Source organism: Arachidicoccus sp., from assembly GCF_050436765.1.
Taxonomy (GTDB): domain Bacteria; phylum Bacteroidota; class Bacteroidia; order Chitinophagales; family Chitinophagaceae; genus Arachidicoccus.
The window spans coordinates 1-442 of record NZ_JBNQGD010000088.1 but is presented as its reverse complement, the minus strand read 5'-3'; positions in this window follow the sequence as shown (position 1 = coordinate 442).

Sequence of the window (442 nt, the reverse complement as noted above, 5' to 3'; positions counted from 1 at the left end):
TCTCTAAGATTTGGAAGCATTTCTCGATATCAAGCTGCTGTTGAGGATCTGATTTTCCTGAGCTCCGGCCCATCTTTGGTTGTTAAGGCGGCGATATTCGCTTCATAATGTTGATTTATATGTTTAGATATATATATTTTTGCTAGACCTAGGTGCTGTTTCCCTGGAGATGATTGATTCTTAAGTAAAAAGGGGAAATTAGATGCTCTGATTGGTTGAAATTATCTCACCGCCGGCTGCTGACTAATATTTAGCATCTGCGCTAAAACTTCTTACATGTAATTTGTAAAACCGAAAATCGCATGTAATTACAATTACATGTAAACCAGATGAATTTTCGTAATTACAGGAGCACTAGTCGCTGTCAGTTTCTCTATTACACGTTGTCTTCTCTGCTGAATCGGCGGGCTCCGGATTGGGTATAGGCCTATAGAAAACTTTA